The 17,539-nt window shown below is 65.6% G+C and carries 18 protein-coding genes; 4 read left to right on the top strand and 14 right to left on the bottom strand.

What is annotated here, in order from left to right; all coding sequences use genetic code 11:
• Positions 1-11: 11 nt before the first annotated feature.
• Positions 12-779, bottom strand: a complete 768-nt coding sequence (gene purC, locus ACQR10_RS10935) for a phosphoribosylaminoimidazolesuccinocarboxamide synthase (protein ID WP_016843454.1) — start codon at positions 777-779, stop codon at positions 12-14.
• A gap of 310 nt (positions 780-1,089) precedes the next feature.
• On the opposite strand from purC, the gene ACQR10_RS10930 reads away from it, so the two are divergent.
• Entirely contained in the window at positions 1,090-1,413 is a 324-nt protein-coding gene (locus ACQR10_RS10930; protein ID WP_316183078.1) for a DUF1476 domain-containing protein, read from the top strand.
• Positions 1,414-1,480: 67 nt separating this feature from the next.
• Here the strand turns inward: ACQR10_RS10930 and cynS are convergent, their stop codons facing one another.
• The 7 genes from cynS to ACQR10_RS10895 all read right to left on the bottom strand — a co-directional run bounded on the left by cynS (position 1,481) and on the right by ACQR10_RS10895 (position 8,289).
• Positions 1,481-1,969 carry a cyanase gene (gene cynS / locus ACQR10_RS10925; protein WP_315749292.1) on the bottom strand — a complete coding sequence of 163 codons (489 nt, stop codon included), beginning with the start codon at positions 1,967-1,969 and terminating at the stop codon, positions 1,481-1,483.
• A gap of 47 nt (positions 1,970-2,016) precedes the next feature.
• Complete coding sequence (locus ACQR10_RS10920; RefSeq protein WP_316215928.1) at positions 2,017-2,922, bottom strand: ABC transporter ATP-binding protein; 906 nt, start codon at positions 2,920-2,922, stop codon at positions 2,017-2,019.
• A 246-nt stretch (positions 2,923-3,168) separates the two neighbouring features.
• Positions 3,169-4,008 carry a nitrate ABC transporter permease gene (gene ntrB, locus ACQR10_RS10915; RefSeq protein ID WP_316215927.1) on the bottom strand — a complete coding sequence of 280 codons (840 nt, stop codon included), beginning with the start codon at positions 4,006-4,008 and terminating at the stop codon, positions 3,169-3,171.
• A gap of 178 nt (positions 4,009-4,186) precedes the next feature.
• Positions 4,187-5,572, bottom strand: a complete 1,386-nt coding sequence (locus ACQR10_RS10910; protein ID WP_316183075.1) for a CmpA/NrtA family ABC transporter substrate-binding protein — start codon at positions 5,570-5,572, stop codon at positions 4,187-4,189.
• A gap of 96 nt (positions 5,573-5,668) precedes the next feature.
• Complete coding sequence (locus tag ACQR10_RS10905) at positions 5,669-6,544, bottom strand: sulfurtransferase (protein ID WP_315801214.1); 876 nt, start codon at positions 6,542-6,544, stop codon at positions 5,669-5,671.
• A gap of 47 nt (positions 6,545-6,591) precedes the next feature.
• Positions 6,592-7,713, bottom strand: coding sequence for an acyl-CoA dehydrogenase family protein (locus ACQR10_RS10900; RefSeq protein WP_316215926.1), 1,122 nt, complete (start codon positions 7,711-7,713; stop codon positions 6,592-6,594).
• 33 nt (positions 7,714-7,746) lie between these two features.
• Positions 7,747-8,289, bottom strand: coding sequence for an OsmC family protein (locus ACQR10_RS10895; RefSeq protein WP_315801216.1), 543 nt, complete (start codon positions 8,287-8,289; stop codon positions 7,747-7,749).
• A gap of 257 nt (positions 8,290-8,546) precedes the next feature.
• Here ACQR10_RS10895 and ACQR10_RS10890 point away from each other — a divergent pair, with 257 nt between their 5' ends.
• Complete coding sequence (locus ACQR10_RS10890; RefSeq protein ID WP_315801217.1) at positions 8,547-9,227, top strand: TetR/AcrR family transcriptional regulator; 681 nt, start codon at positions 8,547-8,549, stop codon at positions 9,225-9,227.
• Positions 9,228-9,257: 30 nt separating this feature from the next.
• Here ACQR10_RS10890 and ACQR10_RS10885 read toward each other — a convergent pair whose 3' ends face one another.
• From ACQR10_RS10885 to ACQR10_RS10870, 4 genes are all read right to left on the bottom strand, one after another.
• On the bottom strand, positions 9,258-9,482 hold the full coding sequence (locus tag ACQR10_RS10885; RefSeq protein ID WP_316215925.1) for a hypothetical protein: 225 nt from the start codon (positions 9,480-9,482) through the stop codon (positions 9,258-9,260).
• A 30-nt stretch (positions 9,483-9,512) separates the two neighbouring features.
• On the bottom strand, positions 9,513-10,631 hold the full coding sequence (locus ACQR10_RS10880; RefSeq protein ID WP_316183072.1) for a DUF2336 domain-containing protein: 1,119 nt from the start codon (positions 10,629-10,631) through the stop codon (positions 9,513-9,515).
• A gap of 155 nt (positions 10,632-10,786) precedes the next feature.
• Complete coding sequence (locus ACQR10_RS10875) at positions 10,787-11,632, bottom strand: hypothetical protein (protein ID WP_316215924.1); 846 nt, start codon at positions 11,630-11,632, stop codon at positions 10,787-10,789.
• Between the two features lie 256 nt (positions 11,633-11,888).
• Complete coding sequence (locus tag ACQR10_RS10870) at positions 11,889-13,088, bottom strand: TrmJ/YjtD family RNA methyltransferase (protein WP_316215923.1); 1,200 nt, start codon at positions 13,086-13,088, stop codon at positions 11,889-11,891.
• A 302-nt stretch (positions 13,089-13,390) separates the two neighbouring features.
• Between ACQR10_RS10870 and ACQR10_RS10865 the strand changes: the two genes are divergently transcribed.
• On the top strand, positions 13,391-14,605 hold the full coding sequence (locus tag ACQR10_RS10865) for an NADP-dependent isocitrate dehydrogenase (protein ID WP_316215922.1): 1,215 nt from the start codon (positions 13,391-13,393) through the stop codon (positions 14,603-14,605).
• Between the two features lie 99 nt (positions 14,606-14,704).
• Positions 14,705-15,211, top strand: coding sequence for a DUF3455 domain-containing protein (locus ACQR10_RS10860; protein ID WP_316183068.1), 507 nt, complete (start codon positions 14,705-14,707; stop codon positions 15,209-15,211).
• A 6-nt stretch (positions 15,212-15,217) separates the two neighbouring features.
• Here ACQR10_RS10860 and ACQR10_RS10855 read toward each other — a convergent pair whose 3' ends face one another.
• Both ACQR10_RS10855 and ACQR10_RS10850 read right to left on the bottom strand, forming a co-directional pair.
• Positions 15,218-16,876, bottom strand: a complete 1,659-nt coding sequence (locus ACQR10_RS10855; protein ID WP_316215921.1) for a copper resistance D family protein — start codon at positions 16,874-16,876, stop codon at positions 15,218-15,220.
• 2 nt (positions 16,877-16,878) lie between these two features.
• Positions 16,879-17,244, bottom strand: a complete 366-nt coding sequence (locus ACQR10_RS10850) for a copper resistance CopC family protein (protein ID WP_316215920.1) — start codon at positions 17,242-17,244, stop codon at positions 16,879-16,881.
• Between the last annotated feature and the right edge of the window lie 295 nt (positions 17,245-17,539).

Below are 17,539 nucleotides of genomic sequence, written 5' to 3'. Positions count from 1 at the left end.
CTTGCTTCCCTTTAGCTCTTGACCAGGACCGGGCCGGAGCCCGCCGGACGCTCGTTCTCGATGAGGATGCCGAGCCGCTTGGCGACCTCGGTATAGGCCTCCAGAAGGCCGCCAAGATCGCGGCGGAAGCGGTCCTTGTCGAGCTTCTCGTTCGACTTGATGTCCCACAGCCGGCAGGAATCGGGGGAAATCTCGTCGGCGACGATGATCCGCATCATCTCGTTCTCGAACAGCCGGCCGCACTCCATCTTGAAGTCGACCAGGCGGATGCCGATGCCGAGGAAGAGCCCGGTCAGGAAGTCGTTGACGCGGATGGCCAGCGCCATGATGTCGTCGATTTCCTGGGGCGTGGCCCAGCCGAACGCGGTGATGTGCTCCTCCGACACCATGGGGTCGTTGAGCTGGTCGTTCTTGTAATAGAATTCGATGATCGAACGCGGCAGCTGGGTGCCTTCCTCGATGCCGAGGCGCTGCGACAGCGAGCCCGCCGCCACGTTGCGCACGACGACCTCGAGCGGGACGATCTCGACCTCGCGAATCAACTGCTCGCGCATGTTGAGCCGGCGGATGAAGTGAGTCGGGACCCCGATGTCGTTGAGGTGCTGAAACAGGTACTCCGAGATCCGGTTGTTGAGGACGCCCTTGCCTTCGATCACCTGATGCTTCTTGGCATTGAAGGCGGTGGCGTCGTCCTTGAAGTGCTGGATCAGGGTGCCCGGCTCGGGGCCTTCGTACAGGACCTTGGCCTTGCCTTCATAAATGCGACGCCGACGGCTCATTGGGATGTACCGTGTTTTGTTGAAATCCATGAAATGGTGGGCTCCGGATGACTTTGGACAGGACCACGACGGAGCTGCCGCGAGGGCCCGGACGGACGGAAACAGAACAGGAACCGGGCCTGTGGGAAACCTATCTCATTGGTGTCCCGAGCACAATCGATCCAGACCTCGGGGGCGGAGTTTTACCGCCCTTCCCTGCGGCCTCGTACCCGTTGTATTGGCAAGATGTTCCAATTATTTAGGCGTGCGGCCACCGCCCCGCAACCGCCTGCGCGGTTAACCCTCTTCGGCAACACTGGAAGTTCCGACCATGACCACGTTCGACAAGCGCGAGGACGCCTTCGAGAAGCAATTCGCCCATGACGAGGAATTGAAGTTCAAGGCAGAAGCCCGCCGCAACAAGCTGCTCGGCCTGTGGGCCGCCGAAAAGCTCGGCAAGTCCGGCGCTGACGCCGACGCCTACGCCAAGGAGGTCGTCGCGGCCGATTTCGAGGAAGCGGGCGATGCCGACGTGCTGCGCAAGGTGCTGGGAGACCTCAACGCCAAGGGCGCCGCCGTCACCGAGGCGGACGTGCGCGCGAAGATGAGCGAGCTGCTGTCGACCGCCGTGGCGCAGGTCAAGGCGGGACAATAACGGGCGAGTTGCGAATGGCGAGTAGCGAATAGGGCAAGAAGATCCCTATTCGCCACTCCCTATTCGCCTATTCTTCCTTGAAACCGTACTCCGGCACGTTGCCGCTGGCGCCGTAATATTTGTACGGCAGGAACTTGCCCGACATCGTGATCTTGACGCGGTCGCCCTTGGCATTGGGCAGGCGCTCCATCACCATGTCGAAATCGATCGCCGACATGATGCCGTCGCCGAACTCCTCCTGGATCAGCTCCTTCCAGGCCGGGCCGTTGATCATCACCAGCTCGTAGAAGCGATAGATCAGGGGATCGGTCGGCGGCATCTGCACGCCCTCGCCGCGCATCGGCGTTTCGTTCAGCATCGCGATCTCGGACTTCGACAGGCCGAACAGCTCGCCGGCATTGGCAGCCTGCGGCTTGGTCAGCTTCATCTGGCCGAGAACGGCGCCGACGATCAGCACCTCGGAATAGCCACCGATCTGTTCGCAGATATATTTCCAGCTCCAGCCCTTCTCGCGCTTGATGTCGAGCAGCTTCTCGGTGAGGTCGGATCGCTTCATGCTTGGTCTCCCTTGATGGACCTTCGTTGATGGGTTTCTTCCGAGCCTCAGCGGGCGACCGCCAGCGGCGTATCGCTCTCGACCGGCTTGGACGCGACGATCGCCGGCTCGGTGCGCCCGATCTTCACCACCGGCACCTTGCGCGGGTCGTGATCCGGCGTCTCGGCAGTGAAGGTCCTGCTGCGGCTAACCAGGAAATCGATGATGTGATTGCGTAGCGCGTAGTACAGCGGATGACGATGCAGGTCGCCGCGCAGCCGGTCCTTCGGCAGCGGGTTCTCGACGATCTCCGCCAGCACCGCGCCGGGACCGTTGGTCATCAGCACGATCTTGTCGGCGAGATAGATCGCTTCGTCCACGTCGTGGGTGATCATGAACACGGTCTGCCCGGTCTCGACGCAGATGCGGCGGACCTCGTCCTGCAGGGTGCCGCGCGTCAGCGCATCGAGCGCGGAGAACGGCTCGTCCATCAGCATGATCTTCGGCGTGATCGACAGCGCCCGCGCGATGCCGACGCGCTGCTTCATGCCGCCGGACAGCTCCGAGGGACGCTTGTGCTCGGAGCCGGCAAGCCCGACCAGCTCGATATATTTCAGCGCATGCGCCTTGACCTTGGCGCGATCCCATTTGCGCCATTTCGACGAGACGGCATAGGTGACATTGCCGAGCACCGTCCGCCATGGCAGCAACGCATGACTCTGGAAGATGACCGCGCGGTCGAGGCTCGGGCCTTCGATGGCCTGGCCGTCGACGATGACGGCGCCTTCGCTCGGTGCGTCGAGGCCGGCAAGAACATTCAGCACCGTGGTCTTGCCGCAGCCGGAATGCCCGATCACGCAGACGAACTCGCCGCGCGCCATCGCGAGCCACAGGTTCTCGAAGATCGTCGTGCTCCGCGCCCCGTCGTAGCGCTTGGCGATGCCCTCGATGGAGATGAACTTGTCTGAGGTCATCGAGCAGACTCCGCGAGGACGGTGCGCTCCCTCTCCCCGTTCTTCACGGGGAGAGGGTTGGGGTGAGGGGCAGCCGCACGAAAGGTGCCTATGGAAAGAGATGATTCGGGGCACACGCGCCGGGAGTGTCCGTGGATGGACCTGTACCCCCTCACCCGGATTGCATCTACGATGCAATCCGACCTCTCCCCGCAAGCGGGGAGAGGTAAGACGGCCGCTCTGCTTGGGATCACGACCGTCATCCCCCTACTCCGGAAACGTCACAAGCCGCGCGACACGGGCCAGTATCTGATCGAGCATCATGCCGACCAGACCGATCATCAGGATCGCAATGATCACGTTGGTGATCGAGAGGTTGTTCCACTCGTTCCAGACGAAGTAGCCGATGCCGGTGCCGCCGACGAGCATCTCGGCGGCGACGATGACGAGCCAGGCGATGCCGATCGAGATCCGCATGCCGGTGAGGATCGTCGGCGCCGCAGCCGGCAGGATGACCGTGAAGGCGCGGCGGAAATTCCCGACTTCAAGTGTGCGCGCGACGTTGATCCACTCCTTGCGCACGCTGGCGACGCCGAAGGCGGTGTTGATCAGCATCGGCCAGACCGAGCAGATGAAGATCACGAAGATCGCCGACAGGCTGGAATCCTTGATCGTGTAGAGCGCCAGCGGCATCCAGGCGAGCGGCGAGATGGGCTTGAGAATCTGGATGAACGGATCGAGCGCCTTGCTCATCAACGGCGACATACCGATCAGGAAGCCGAGCGGGATCGCGACCGCGACCGCGATCAGGTAGCCGAGCATGACCCGCCCCAGCGAGAAGGCGAGCTGGATGCCGAGCCCCTTGTCGTTCGGGCCATTGTCGTAGAACGGCCGCCGGAGATGCTCCCACAGCTTGGCGCCGACATCGAGCGGCCCGGGCATCGCCGACTTGCCTTGCGTCGCGGTCATGCCCATCAGCTTGGCGTATTCCGGGCTCATGTTGGCAGCCGTGCCGGTGCTGCGCGTGGCGATGTGCCAGGCGCCGAGGAAGACGGCGAGCAGCACGATTGAGACGACGGCGGCGCGCAGACGAAGTGAGGCGGTCATGCCGTCGCTCCACCACCGGCGTCATCCCTGCGAACGCAGGGACCCATAACCACCGAAATCAATGGATGGATAAGATTGTCGCTACTGCTCCTGCCACAAGCCAGGTTACGGCGTATGGGTCCCCGCGTTCGCGAGGACGACACCGGTGGTGTGGCCGGCAGCGTGCCCATCGCTCCCATCACGACGCCTTCTTGATCTTGAAGCTCGCAACGTAGTCGTCCGGCTTGGTCGGATCGAACGGCTTGCCCATCACCGAGAACGATTTGTAGGAGTCCTTCGGCGGCGTCAGGCCCATGTCGATCATGACCTTGCGGGTGTCGGTGGCGAGATAGATCTGCTCGGCGACCGCCTTGTAGTCGACGTCGCCCTTGATCTGCCCCCAGCGCTTCATCTGCGTCAGCATCCACACCGCGAAGGACTGCCACGGGAACGGATCGAAATCGACGCGTTTCGGATCGGTCTTCACGCCGCCGAGGCCATCGGCGTAGGTGCCGGTCAAGACCTGCTCCATGACGGTCACCGGCGCATTGATATAATTCGCCGGAGCGATCGCCTCCGCGATCTGCTTGCGGTTCTCGGCCTTCGACGCGTACGCGGTGGCATCGACGATGGCGCGGGTGAGCGCCGCGAAGCTGTTCGGCGCCGTCGTGATGAACTCGCGGCTCGCCGCGAAGCTGCAGCAGGGGTGACCGTCCCAGATCTCCTTCGACAGCACGTGCAGGAAGCCGACGCCGTCGAAGATCGCCCGCTGGCAGATGTTGTCAGGCGCGAGAAAACCGTCGATGTTGTCGGCGCGCAGGTTCGCGACCATCTCCGGCGGCGGCACCGAGCGCAGCTGCACGTCGGTGTCGGGATCGATGCCGTGCTCGGCGAGATAGTAACGCAGCAGATAATTGTGCATCGAATAGTCGAACGGAATGGCGAACTTCATGCCCTTCCAGTCCTTCGGGTCACGCTTGTCCTTGTGCTTCATCGCCAGCACGATGCCCTGCCCGTTGATGTTCTCGATCGCGGGCACGGTGAACGGGATCGGCTGTGCACCGAGGCCGAGCGAGATCGCGATCGGCATCGGCGCCAGCATGTGCGAGGCGTCGTATTCCTTGTTGATGGTCTTGTCGCGGATCACGGCCCAGCCGGCGGTCTTGACGACCTCGACGTTCAGCCCAGCCTTGGCATAGAAGCCGAGCGGCGCTGCCATGATGATCGGCGTGGCGCAGGTGATCGGGATGAAGCCGACCTTGAGATCCTTCTTCTCCGGCGCGCCCGCTTCGGCGAAAGCTTCAGTCGCCGTCTTCAGCGGAAAGAATTGCGAGACGGCAGCGAGCGCGGTGGCGGCGCCGACCGACTTCAGGAACGCGCGGCGGGTGGCAGCTTGCGGAAACACCGCGCGCAGCACGGCGGACGCGACCACGTTCTCGTAGCGCTTCTCGGTGGACTCCGCCACGGGCTCGCAGCGCAGCGCCAGCATGGCGTGCTCATGTTCGGCCGGGCTGCGATGCTGGCCGCAGATACAACCAGCATTCACGCGTGAATCGGCATCGAACGGATCATCGAAAATCGACATGTGCTGCGCCCCTTTGTCACACCTGCGCTATCAGCGCCTTCGAACTGCTCATCCGGCCGCGTTTTTCAGCGGCCGGACGTGCTCAACATGCAGCTTCTATGCCGCCTTGCTGGTCATCGCCGGCATCGGAAGACCTTCCTCGATCGGCAGCGACGGATCGCGCGACCACTCGTTCCACGAGCCGAAGTACATCCGCACATCCTTCACGCCGGCGTTCTTCAGCGCCAGGAAGGTGTTCGAGGCCCGCGCGCCCTTGAAACAGTAGAGATACACCGGCGTGTCGACGGTGATGCCGACGGTGGCGCATTCGGCGAGGATCTCGTCCTTCGACTTGAAGCGCGGCCCCTCTCCGGTCGGCTTCATCATGCGGTACCATTCGAGCCAGACGGCACCGGGGATGCGGCCCTTGCGCGGACAGAAATCCTTGCCGTAGGGCGAGGAGGAATCGCCGATCCATTCGTCGACATCGCGGACGTCGAGGATCGCGATCGCGGGATTGCCGACGGCGGCCAGCATCGCCTTGGCGTCGATCAGGATGCTCCCCGCCTCCGGAACGATGCTGAACGATGCCTTCGCCGGCGACGGCACGTCGGTCGTCACGGGCAGGCCGGCGGCGACCCAGGCGTCGTAGCCGCCATGCAGCACCTTGATCTTGGGATAGCCGAGCATTGTGAGCAGGAAATAGCCGCGGCACGACTGGCCGAAGCCGGAGTTCATCGACTGCTCGTAGACCACGGCGGTCTCCGCACCCGACAGGCCGGCGGCGCCGAACGCATCGGCAAACTTCGTCTTCAGCTCCGTGATGCCTTCCGGCGTGGAGGTCGCGAGATAGGTGAAGATCTCGTGGACGTTGACCGCGCCGGGAAGATGTCCCGCGGCATAGGCATCGGGATTGCGGGTGTCGATCACGACACACGGCTCGGTCTTGATGAACTCGGCGAGTTCACCGGCAGTAATCAGAACGTCCGTCATGGCAGGCCTCTCCTGGTGGGATTTGTTGGTTGCCGTTCTCGCCGGCGTCAGCCGTCGGCGAGCATCTTGCGGAGCTGCTTGGTCGCGGGGGTCACGATCGCGACGAAATAGGCCTCGCGCAGGCGACGTTCGGCGCGATTGCCCTTGAGATAGCCGCGGGCTCCGCAATGGAGCATCGCGGCATGAGCCGCAGCGACGCTGGCCTCGCCGGCACGCAGGCGCAGCGCGACGACCTTGCGCCAATAGGTCTCGTCGAGGTTGAACGGATCGCTGGCGAGCTCAGAAGTTTCCTTTGCGAGCTCATCGGCGAGCGCGCTGAAGTCGACCGGCTGCTGCGGCAGATAGCGGTTGACGTGGCCGAGCGGCGCCTCGACTTCCTGCATGATCTTGATGCAGTCCTTGATCAGGCCGAGCGCCATGCCGGCCTGCAGCAGGATGAATCCGGCGCGGATCTTCTTGACGAAGGGACCGGCGGGATCGGCCAGGATCAGTTCATCCGGCACGAACAGGTCGCGAAACTGGATGCCGTAGGTGCCGGTGCCGTCCATCGCCAGGAACGGCTGGCATGGCTGCAGGGTCACCGCCGGATCGGCACAGTCGGCGATGAACATCACGATCTCGCCGGGCGCGTCCTCACGCTCGAAGATCGTGCCGAACATGTGGTCCGGCCCGAGGTTCGAGACCCAGGGCAGCACGCCGCGCACGACGTAGCCGCCCTCGACCTTGCGGCCCTTCAGCTTGAGCTTCTCGATGCCGAAGAAGCTCTTCATCGGGTTGGACAAGCCGGTGCCACCGAGCAACCGGCCGCTCGCGGCGTCGTCGAGAAGACGGTCGACGAGCGCCTTGTTGGGCGAGTTGGCGATGTACCAGACCAGCGTGTTCTGGCACCACGCCATGAAGGCCGAGGCGCCGCAGACCTCGCCGATCGCGCCGATGGCGTCGATCGCGCAGTTGAGATCCGCCGCGCCATTGTCCGGCACGTGGCTGCTCCACGCGCCGACCTCGCCGAAGCGGCGGAGCACGTCGGCCGGGTACACCGTCCCGGCGTCGATGCCAGAGGCCAGCGGCGCGAGCTCCTTGCGCGCGATCGCCGTGACCTGCTCCACGGTCGACGGCACGGGCATCACGCCCGCGCTGTCGACTGCCAGATGCTGTCCGAGTGAACCCATGACGTCCTCCGCTACTCGCAGGCCCTCGGCCGATCAGATTCCGACTTCGAGATTGACGGGGCGGGTAAACGTGTTGGCGACCGGCGACCACTTCTTGACGTGATCGATCAGCGCCTTGACCTCCTCCTGCGGAATGCCCTCGCACTCCATGTCGACCTTGACGCGGACGTCGGTGAAGCCGACCGGCTTCTCGCTGACGTCGCCGGTGCCCCAGACTGCGGTGATGTTGAGATCGCCCTCGAGCTCCAGCTCGAGCTTGTTGACGATCCAGCCGCGATGCACCGCATTGGCGTGCAGGCCGACGGCCAGGCACGAGCCGAGCGCGGCGAGCGAGGCTTCCGACGGATTGGGCGCGGTGTCGTCACCGAGCAGCCCCGGCGGCTCGTCGACGATGTAGGGCGCGAGGTTGCGGATGTAGTTGGCGTGGCGGAACTTGCCCTCGGCGACGGTCTTGCACTTCAGGGTCTTGATGACCTTGGGGTTGGCCTTGCCGTTGACGATGAGCTGCTCGAGCCCACCTCTGTCGATGGGCGCGAGGCAGCCCGTCAGCGCCGTCTTCTGAACCACAGCGGTCATCTCATTTCTCTCCCTGGGATGAGGATACCGAACGGTCTGTATCCTGCACGAAGCGTGCCAGAGAGGCCGAAAATCAAAAGCCGGAGTGATCCTCGCGGCTTACGCGATCATCGCGGCAAGCGGCGACCCGCTGCGTCCCCTCCGTTGCCCAAGCGCGGTGCAGAATGCCGCCCTCGGAGATCAAATTGCGCGCAACGCTGCCTCGCGCACGTCAGCGGTCTTGCTGACTCACGCGCACAGCGATTAAGCTTGCAGGCATGGCAAAGTCAGTTGCGGGCAAACAAACCGGCAAGAAGCAGGCGATCGCGAGGACGATCGCGGCCGGCGATGACGAATCCGCGCGCGGCCGTCTGCTCGGCGCCGCCACGCGGCTGTTCTGCAAGAACGGCATCAATGCCACCGGCATCGATGCGATCATCAGCGAGGCCGGCACCGCGAAGACCACGCTCTACAAGCTGTTCGGCTCGAAGACCGCGCTGGTCACCGCCGTGCTCGAAAGCGAAGGCAAGCAGTGGCGCGAATGGTTCATCGCGGAAATGGAGAGCGGCGGCGGTGACGCCGAGACCAAGCTGGCACGCATCTTTCCGGCGCTGAAGAGCTGGTTCGGCGAGGAGCGCTTCTACGGCTGCCCCTTCATCAATGCGGTCGGCGAGCACGACAAGGATCAGAAGCAGTTTCGCACCATCGCGATGCGCCACAAGAAGGTGGTGCTGGCGCATATCGAGAGGCTCGCCCGCGAGATGGGCGCCGCCGAGCCGGAGAGCTTCTCGCATCAGCTCGCATTGCTGATCGACGGCGCGATCGTGGCGGCCATGGTGTCACGCAATCCCGAGGTCGCGGACACGGCCGGCCTGGCCGCGAAGGCGCTGATCGAGCCGGCGAAGCTGAAGGCGGCACAGCGCAACAGCAAGGCGAACCCGCAGCTCGCGACGGCGTGAGCCGCCCTGCTCTGCGACCGAGCGTCTGGATTAGCGGAAATACTCCGTCACCAGCTTCAGGTCGGCCCGGTCTGCGCACGCGCCGTTGAGGCTGGCATCGATGACGCGGCGGCAGGCCGCGACCGCAGCCTCATCGCCGAGCTCGTTGGCCGCTTCGAGCACGTGCCAGGCCGCATCGGCCGCCGCGCGGTCCGCACGCGCCTCGCGATGGCCAAGCCGTTGCTCTCTGCGAAGAGGGAGTTCCGTGCCGTTCATCCGCGATCACCTCCGTCCATCGCTGCAGGTTCAATACGCCGCCGCGCGCGGCGTGGACGCCTTGCCGCCTTTGCCCGGATTCTTGCGGGACTGATAGAATTCGAGCACGCTGCGCGACGTCTGCGACTGGAGCTTGGCATAGTCACGCTCCAGCTCCTGCAATTCACCGGCCGTGATGCGATGTTCGCGGGCGCCGAGGAAGGCGAGCGCCATCATCGTATCCCAGGTGAAGCCGAGCGCCTTGGCGAGCATCAGCAGCATCTCGCGGTTACGGTCGAACAAGGCGCGCTCGACGACATCGACCGGTAGTCCCGACAGCAGCGCGAGGCCGATCGTCACCTCCTCGACCTTGTGCGCCGTCGCATAGCTGGCGATCGTGCTCTCGTGCAGATTGCCGAGGCGGTGCTGGATCGTCACGGTGCGCTTGGCGACGAAGTAGTTGCGCGAGCCGGGTCCGAACTTCGACTGCAGGTCGCCGGCGATGTTGGCGACCGAGCTGTTGATTTCACCGAGCAGTTCAGGGCGCTCGCCGGCCAGCCGCTTGCCGACATCGTCCGAGGCCTTGGCGATGAGCTGCTGGAACAGATGGCGCGGGATGTCGAGCCGACGGCCGAGATGCTCGGCGAGGATCGAGTCGTTCTCGGCGCGCTTGACCATGTGCAGGAATCCGGCGCCGGAGAACTGGGCGCCCTGGTTGCGCGCCACCGCCGTGGCGACCGCGCGGTTGCCGCGCGTCGCCAGCACATCGGTCACCGCCGGGCTCAGCGTTCGGCGTTCGGCGATCGCGAGCAGATGGTCCTGGCTCTTGGTGCTGGCGTTCTCGACCAGCGTGGCGTCATCGAGCCGCTCGGATTCGCGCAGCACCGGGCCGGCGACCCAGATCTCGTCGTCGAAGGCGAGCTTGCGGATGACGCTGGCCGGTGAATATTCGATCCTGGCGAGGCGATCGGCGAGTTTGGCGCGCGCTTCGACCTCGATCTCGTCAGCCAGCCGGCCGATGACCTCGCCGAAGGTGGCGATCTCCTCCTCGCAGTACCGTCCCGCGATCAGCAGGTCGGTCGCATGCCACAGCGCGCGCTCCCGGCTGTCGGCGGTCCCCCGCGCGATCGCATCCTCGAGGTCCCGCAACACCGATCTGGTTTCGTTCATGATGAAAGGCCGCACCGCTGCAACAATGGAAGGGCAATGCGCAGATCATACCGTTCGAACCCGAGCGTTCCGTAACCCGCCGCGTGCGGATTTGACCGGGCATTTTCACTCAAATGCGCGCGTGCGCGTTAAGCATGCGCGCACGCGCATGCTGTCTACGGCATGACGTGGAGTGCGCGCGCCTCCGCCTCGGCGACCGACCGTTCGCGCGACGTCCACCGGCACTCGGCGAGAGCCCGGTCGATCAGCTGCATGGCGTCGCGCTCGCGACCCTGGTGGAGCATCAACTCGCCGGCGAAGAAGCTCGCCTCGCAGCGCCGTGCCTGGCGCGTGGCGGGAGCACCGCGGTCCGCCGCCGCAAGCACGGCCTCTGGCGTTTCCTGGCCGAGGAACAGGCGGACGATCGGCGCCGGCCATTTGCCCATGTCGAGCCGCTTGGCGTGGTCGGCGAGCTCGCTCGCGAGCCCGGCACGGCGGCGCGCCAGGTCCAGCCACAAGGCCGCATGGGCATTGTTGGGATCGATCTCGCTGAGCCATCGGAAGTCGTCCTGCGACTGCTCCAGGAGACCCGCCTGGAAGCTTGCGATCCCCAGCGCGCGATAGGCTTGCGCGCGGTAGCCATTGCGACCGAACGCCCGCCCGAAACCCGACCCCGGCTGCGGCTCGCTCTCGCGCAGATCGGGGCCGGCGCGATCGAATGCGGCAAGAAGACCGGCCGAGGACTGCTCGATGACGATCTTGTAGTCGTCGATCGCATGCTCGACATCTCCCTTGCGGAAATAGGCGCCGGCGCGTGCGAAACGGGCTTCGATCACCTGCGGCGTCGCCGGCTTGCCGTGCTCGATCACGACAGTGCAGCCGGCGATGCGCTCGTCGGCGCCGAGATCGGCCGCGGTCGTACACCGCTTCGGTGCCGCCGCCTCGGCGCTCGCCGACAAGCCGAAGATCGAACCGATGATCAACGCACCACTCAAAAACGAGCGCCATCGTCGCGTAGCCATGAATGCCCCCTTAGGTCTTGCTCTTTGTGCTGCGATCTAACCAGAACCGATCGGACGAACCACAATCTGGAATTGCGTTCGCAAATCATCGTTCAGCCGGTGTAAACGGGATCGCAGACTCGAGGCCCGCCGGGGCGCGGATGAATTGCCAGGGCCGTGTGAGCCGCGCGACAACTCAATCGACAATTGCGCGCGATGGACGGATGCGCGAAGCCATTGATAGCCGCCACGCGGCACGCGATGCGACCGTCGGCGACTACTTGGCTGCGCCGATCAGCGCCTGCAGCCGCACCAGTTCGGCCTCCAGATTCGCCTCGACATCCGCCGCCTTCACCTCGGTGACGCGATAGTCGCGGCTTTCCAGCCATGCCCGCCGTGCTCTGCGATCGGCGACGACGCCCTCGCTCTCGTCGGGGCCGACGAGCTCGATGGCCAGGCGGTGGATGAAGGAGACGAAATCGGGGATGTGGCGGCCGACCGGGGTCTGGCGCTTGAACTGGCCGGCGAAGCGGCGGTCGCGCGACAGCGCGTGCCACAGCGCCCGCTCGGCGTCGGTGGGATTGCGGCGGAGCAGCCGCGCCAGCCCGCGCAGCGAGCCGCGCGAATCCGGCAGGTTGGCGACGGTACCCTGCTCGGCGATCAGCGCGCGCAGCCGCGTCGCCTGCTCGCTGTCAAGCACGCCGCCCTTGGCCGGTCCCTTGCGCCCCTCCGCGATCGCCATCACCACGCCGTGCAGGGTGTGGATGTCCTGCCGGCTCGGCTCCATGCGGAAGAAGATGTTGCGCAGGTTGACCAGCATGGTCTCGCGCTTCTCCGGCGGGCGCAGGAATTCGACCCGGTCGAGCTCGCGCACCAGGTTCTCGAAGAACGCCTCCATCTGTCCCTGGCTGGCGCGCTCGGAGCGCTCGGGCATGGCGAAGGGCAGCGCGCCCGATGTCACCAGCTTGAACCACTCATAACCCATCAGCAGCACGGCCTGCGCGAGGTTCAGCGAGGCGAAGCCCGGATTGACCGGATAGGTGATGATGCGATTGGCGCGGGCGACCTCCTCGTTGGTGAGCCCCGCCCGCTCGCGGCCGAACAGAATGCCGGCGCGGCCGCCGGCGGCAATCTGGCCCTGCATCTCCCGCGCGGCCGCCTCCGGGCCCATCACCGGCTTGGCCTGGTCGTGGGCGCGGGCGGTGGTGGCAAACACCAGGTCGAGGTCGGCGATCGCCTCCGGCAGGGTGTCGAACAGCCGGACGTGACCGATGATGTGGTCGGCTCCGGCCGCCGCCCGCTGGGCGGCGATGTTGGGCCAGCCGTCGCGCGGATTGACCAGGCGCAGCTCGGACAGCGCGAAATTGCCCATGGCGCGCGCGGCCATGCCGATGTTCTCGCCGAGCTGCGGCTCGACCAGGATCACCACTGGGCCCGCGATCTCCCGTCCCGCCTTCGTCTTGTCGGTGCCCGACACGATCTGCCCTCAACTTCCACGTCACATTAAAAGCGCCCGTGCCGCGCCCCGCCCGCTCCGTTGGCCCGGCTGGCGAGAATTCTCAAGCAAAATAATCGGCTTAGCCAAGAATTTTACGGTTTGCGCGAAACCGCAGCCGGCCACCTCGCCGCCGCTGCCCAGCGCATGAGCGGGCTGCGAAAATCACCACCGTGGGCCCACCGGGTGCGCTTCCGCCCGCGGTGCAGCAGTGCTATGACGCGCTTGATTTCACAAGCGCTTTCCATTCCTGGCGCGCTGTTCCCAAGAAGGCCCCATCGATCATGGCAAAAATCAAGGTGACCAACCCGGTCGTCGAGCTCGACGGCGACGAGATGACGCGGATCATCTGGCAGTACATCAAGGACAAGCTGATCAACCCGTTCCTTGACATCGATCTGCAGTATTTCGACCTGGGGATGGAGAGCCGCGACAAGACCAACGACCAGATCACGATCGATGCCGCCAACGCCATCAAGAAGGTCGGCGTCGGCGTCAAGTGCGCCACCATCACCCCGGACGAGGCCCGGGTGAAGGAGTTCGGCCTCAAGGAGATGTGGAAGTCGCCGAACGGCACCATCCGCAACATCCTCGGCGGCGTCGTGTTCCGCGAGCCGATCATCTGCAAGAACGTGCCGCGCCTGGTCCCCGGCTGGACCAAGCCGATCATCATCGGCCGCCACGCTTATGGCGACCAGTACCGCGCCACCGACTTCAAGTTCCCCGGCAAGGGCGTGCTGACGATGAAGTTCGTCGGTGACGACGGCACCGTGATCGAGAAGGAAGTCTTCAGGGCGCCCGGCGCCGGCGTCGCGATGGAGATGTACAACCTCGACGAGTCGATCTACGACTTCGCCCGCGCCTCGCTCAACATGGGCCTCGCCAAGAACTACTCGGTCTACCTGTCGACCAAGAACACCATCCTGAAGGTCTATGACGGCCGCTTCAAGGACATCTTCCAGGAGGTGTACGACAAGGAGTTCAAGGACAAGTTCGAGGCCAAGAAGATCACCTATGAGCACCGCCTGATCGACGACATGGTCGCCGCGGCGCTGAAGTGGTCGGGCGGCTATGTCTGGGCCTGCAAGAACTATGACGGCGACGTGCAGTCCGACACGGTGGCCCAGGGCTACGGCTCGCTCGGCCTGATGACCTCGGTGCTGATGACCCCGGACGGCCAGACCGTCGAGGCCGAGGCCGCCCACGGCACGGTGACCCGCCACTTCCGCGAGCACCAGAAGGGCAAGGAGACCTCGACCAACTCGATCGCCTCGATCTTCGCCTGGACCCGCGGCCTGTCGCACCGCGCCAAGCTCGACAACAATGCCGAGCTCGCGAAGTTCGCCTCGACCCTGGAGAAGGTCTGCGTCGACACCGTCGAGTCCGGCTACATGACCAAGGACCTCGCGCTGCTGGTCGGCGCCGACCAGCGCTGGCTCTCGACCACCGGCTTCCTCGACAAGATCGCCGAGAACCTGACCAAGGCGATGGCGGCGTAAGTTTCCCCACTTTCGCCTTCTGGTTTCGTCACCTATCAACGGGCCGCGCCGCCAGCGCGGCCCGTTTCCGTTTCACTCCTGCCGTCGAGGAACCTGATCATGCGCTTGACCTCATCGCTCGCTCTGCTGGTGCTCGGTGCCCAGATCGGCTCCTCCCACGCCGCGGAGACCACGATTCCCGACGCGCTGGTCGCCGCCGGCGAAAAGGCCGTGCTGACGCTGCATGCCGAAGGCGCGCAGGTCTACGACTGCAAGGCCGACAAGGACGGCAAGCTCGCCTGGACCTTTCGCGAACCGATCGCCAGCCTGTTCGAGGACGGCAAGACCGTCGGCCGGCACTACGCCGGCCCGAGCTGGGAGCATCAGGACGGCTCGATCGTCGGCGGCCGCGTGCAGGGCACCGCGGTCGGCGCCACCGACAACGACATCCCCTGGCTGAAGCTCGAGGTCGTCTCCCATCGTGGCGCGAAGGGCGTGCTCTCGGATGTGACCACCGTGCAGCGGATCAACACGGCCGGCGGCAAGCTGGCAGGCGCCTGCGACGCCGCCGGGCAACTCCGCAGCGTCGCCTATTCCGCGGACTACGTGTTCCTGCGGAAGCAGTAAGGCGCCTCACGCTTCGCGATAATCCAGCAGGATCAATCCCACCAGCACGAACGCCACCGGCCAGACCCAGGCGGCGACGCGGCTGATGCGGCCGTCCATGCGCAGCTCCAGCCAGCGCGCCCAGCCGGCGGTGATGCCGCACAGCGCCAGCGGCGTGTGGCTCATCTCGATCAGGAGCTGGTCCTTGATGTTGGCGATGGCGTGCGAATGGGTCAGCAGCAGCGCGCCGCCGGCGGCGACCGTCAGCGGAAACACCAGCGCCGCCCGCCCCGCCTTCTGCCCGCGCAGCCGCACCCGCCATTCGAACAGGCCGAACAGGATGATCAGCACCACGAACAGCCGGTGCTGCGCCACTTCCGGATCGCGCCACGAGGCCCAGAAACCGATCGGGCCGAGCGGCCAGGCCATCTCGTCGGCGCGCAGGAACAGGAACGCCGCCATCACCAGGAACAACAGCGGCCAGTGCAGCGCGAAGCCGCCCCAGGCAAAGCGCTCGATCAGCGCGAGCAGGCCGATCAGCACGACGAAGATGCCGGCCCAATGGTGGTTGTATTCCGACCAGGCGATGTCGGCGGCGCTGCGCGGCAGGATCACGCCCTCGCCCGGCACATAGGCTTGCGGCGCCGTCAGGCGCTGCGCGTCGGCGGCGTCGATCCTCGCCTGGAGCTGCGAGATCGTGAGCTGGTCGACCGAGGGGCTCGTCAGCCGCGGCCATTGCGGCGCAGCGCGCTCGACGATCTCGCTTAAGCTCAGCCGGTCCTGGCTGAGATCGATGCCGGGCGGCAGCGAGGTCAGCGAGCCCGCCGTCAGGAGCGCCGTCAGCCCGATGCCGAGTTCGACCTCGACGAAGCGCTTCATGCGCGAGAGCGGTGCTGCGGGATCACCGCGGCGCAAACGTTCGACGGCGAAGAAGTTGCCGGCGCCGAGCGCGAGCAGCATCAGCAGCATCGCGACCTTGGCCGACATCATCACGCCATAGGCGGTGCCGTAGATCGCCACGAACGAGCCGAGATAGGCGATCGCCATCACAATGCCGCCGAGCACGATCGCCGCCACCGAGACCATCGACATCAGCGAGTAGCGCCGTCCGATCAGGCGCTGATCGTCATCCGCCTTGCAGCCGTTCAGCGCCATCAGGAAGTACGGCAGGCCGCCGATCCAGATTCCGGCGCCGAGCATGTGCAGGAAGTCAGCGCCGAGCAGCGGCCAGCGCACCTCGAGCCGGCTCGCCGCGTGCGTCAGGTTGAGCTGCAGCAGCAGCGCGGCACCAGCCAGCACGGCCAAAGCCACGACGCGCCAGGCGGCCCAGCTGCCGGTCCGGGCGAGCGCCGCGATGCCGAGCGCGCAGGCGGCAACGGCCATGCCGGAGCGCGCGAAGTCGGCGCCCGCCGCCTCGCCGAGCGACAGGTCGAGCGTCCCGATCAGCGCCGCCATGTTGACCGCGAGCGAGGCCAGCACGACCGCGAACCAGCCGAACGCGCTTCGGCGCAGGAAGCGCTGGCTGCGCTTCCCCACGACGATCGCGTCGGCGGACAGCCTTTGCTGTAGCGGGCGAAGCAGCAACAGCAGAAACGCCAGGCCGCCCACGGTGAAGCATTGTGCCAGCAGGGTCAGGCCGCGCAGCACCACCGAGAGATAGCCGAAGATGTCGAGGAAGAGCGCCACGGCTAGCGCACGTTGAAAGGAATGTCGCCACGGGTGATGTGGCCATCGACGCTGAGCACCTGCCATTGCAGATGCCAGGCGCCGGGGCTGAGCGCCCTGGCCTCGGCGTCGATCTCGTCGGCCGGCCCGTCGGCGGCCGGCGTGAGCGCCTGCTCGGCGCCGTCGGGCGCGCGCAGCTTCAGCCGCGAGCGGGCGTGATCGATGCGGCTGTTGAAGCGCAGCCGGATCAGTGTCGGCTGCTTCTCGATGGTCCCGCCCGCCGCGGGCTGCGACGAGACAATGACGGCATGGGCCGAGGCGGCGCCGGGGGCGACCAGAAGCAGCGCGGCAAGGGTCGGCAGGTGACGGAATCGGATGACGGACGACATGGGACGCGCGGGCGGAGGCTGCGGCGGGAACGTTCGTGCTGGACCGGGTCGAACAAAACTCTACCGTTCAAATCTAAGCGCCCTTCCTGTTCCCCGCGTAGCCACAAAGTCGTGACTGCGCCGAACCGGGACCTGCGGCTGTGGACAGCCGCACGCCGGCCCTGCCCGCGGAGCATCCCGGAACGGCGAAATTTAGGGTCGAATCATCAAGCACTTCGCTGTATGCCTCGCCGCATCATTGCCGTCTGTCCGGCCCGGCCTGCCGGCCCGCAGACCAACATTGCCTTTCGAGGAA

This window comes from Bradyrhizobium sp. HKCCYLRH2060 (genome assembly GCF_051168135.1).
In the GTDB taxonomy this organism is placed as follows: domain Bacteria; phylum Pseudomonadota; class Alphaproteobacteria; order Rhizobiales; family Xanthobacteraceae; genus Bradyrhizobium.
The sequence above is the reverse complement of the archived record's forward strand: the minus strand, read 5'-3'. Positions and strand labels throughout refer to the sequence as shown.

Excerpts from the sequence above, each read along its gene's own strand:
- purC (WP_016843454.1), bottom strand. The coding sequence starts at position 779 with ATGAGCCGTCGGCGTCGCATTTATGAAGGCAAGGCCAAGGTCCTGTAC.
- ACQR10_RS10930 (WP_316183078.1), top strand. The coding sequence starts at position 1,090 with ATGACCACGTTCGACAAGCGCGAGGACGCCTTCGAGAAGCAATTCGCC.
- cynS (WP_315749292.1), bottom strand. The coding sequence starts at position 1,969 with ATGAAGCGATCCGACCTCACCGAGAAGCTGCTCGACATCAAGCGCGAG.
- ACQR10_RS10920 (WP_316215928.1), bottom strand. The coding sequence starts at position 2,922 with ATGACCTCAGACAAGTTCATCTCCATCGAGGGCATCGCCAAGCGCTAC.
- ntrB (WP_316215927.1), bottom strand. The coding sequence starts at position 4,008 with ATGACCGCCTCACTTCGTCTGCGCGCCGCCGTCGTCTCAATCGTGCTG.
- ACQR10_RS10910 (WP_316183075.1), bottom strand. The coding sequence starts at position 5,572 with ATGTCGATTTTCGATGATCCGTTCGATGCCGATTCACGCGTGAATGCT.
- ACQR10_RS10905 (WP_315801214.1), bottom strand. The coding sequence starts at position 6,544 with ATGACGGACGTTCTGATTACTGCCGGTGAACTCGCCGAGTTCATCAAG.
- ACQR10_RS10900 (WP_316215926.1), bottom strand. The coding sequence starts at position 7,713 with ATGGGTTCACTCGGACAGCATCTGGCAGTCGACAGCGCGGGCGTGATG.
- ACQR10_RS10895 (WP_315801216.1), bottom strand. The coding sequence starts at position 8,289 with ATGACCGCTGTGGTTCAGAAGACGGCGCTGACGGGCTGCCTCGCGCCC.
- ACQR10_RS10890 (WP_315801217.1), top strand. The coding sequence starts at position 8,547 with ATGGCAAAGTCAGTTGCGGGCAAACAAACCGGCAAGAAGCAGGCGATC.
- ACQR10_RS10885 (WP_316215925.1), bottom strand. The coding sequence starts at position 9,482 with ATGAACGGCACGGAACTCCCTCTTCGCAGAGAGCAACGGCTTGGCCAT.
- ACQR10_RS10880 (WP_316183072.1), bottom strand. The coding sequence starts at position 10,631 with ATGAACGAAACCAGATCGGTGTTGCGGGACCTCGAGGATGCGATCGCG.
- ACQR10_RS10875 (WP_316215924.1), bottom strand. The coding sequence starts at position 11,632 with ATGGCTACGCGACGATGGCGCTCGTTTTTGAGTGGTGCGTTGATCATC.
- ACQR10_RS10865 (WP_316215922.1), top strand. The coding sequence starts at position 13,391 with ATGGCAAAAATCAAGGTGACCAACCCGGTCGTCGAGCTCGACGGCGAC.
- ACQR10_RS10860 (WP_316183068.1), top strand. The coding sequence starts at position 14,705 with ATGCGCTTGACCTCATCGCTCGCTCTGCTGGTGCTCGGTGCCCAGATC.
- ACQR10_RS10850 (WP_316215920.1), bottom strand. The coding sequence starts at position 17,244 with ATGTCGTCCGTCATCCGATTCCGTCACCTGCCGACCCTTGCCGCGCTG.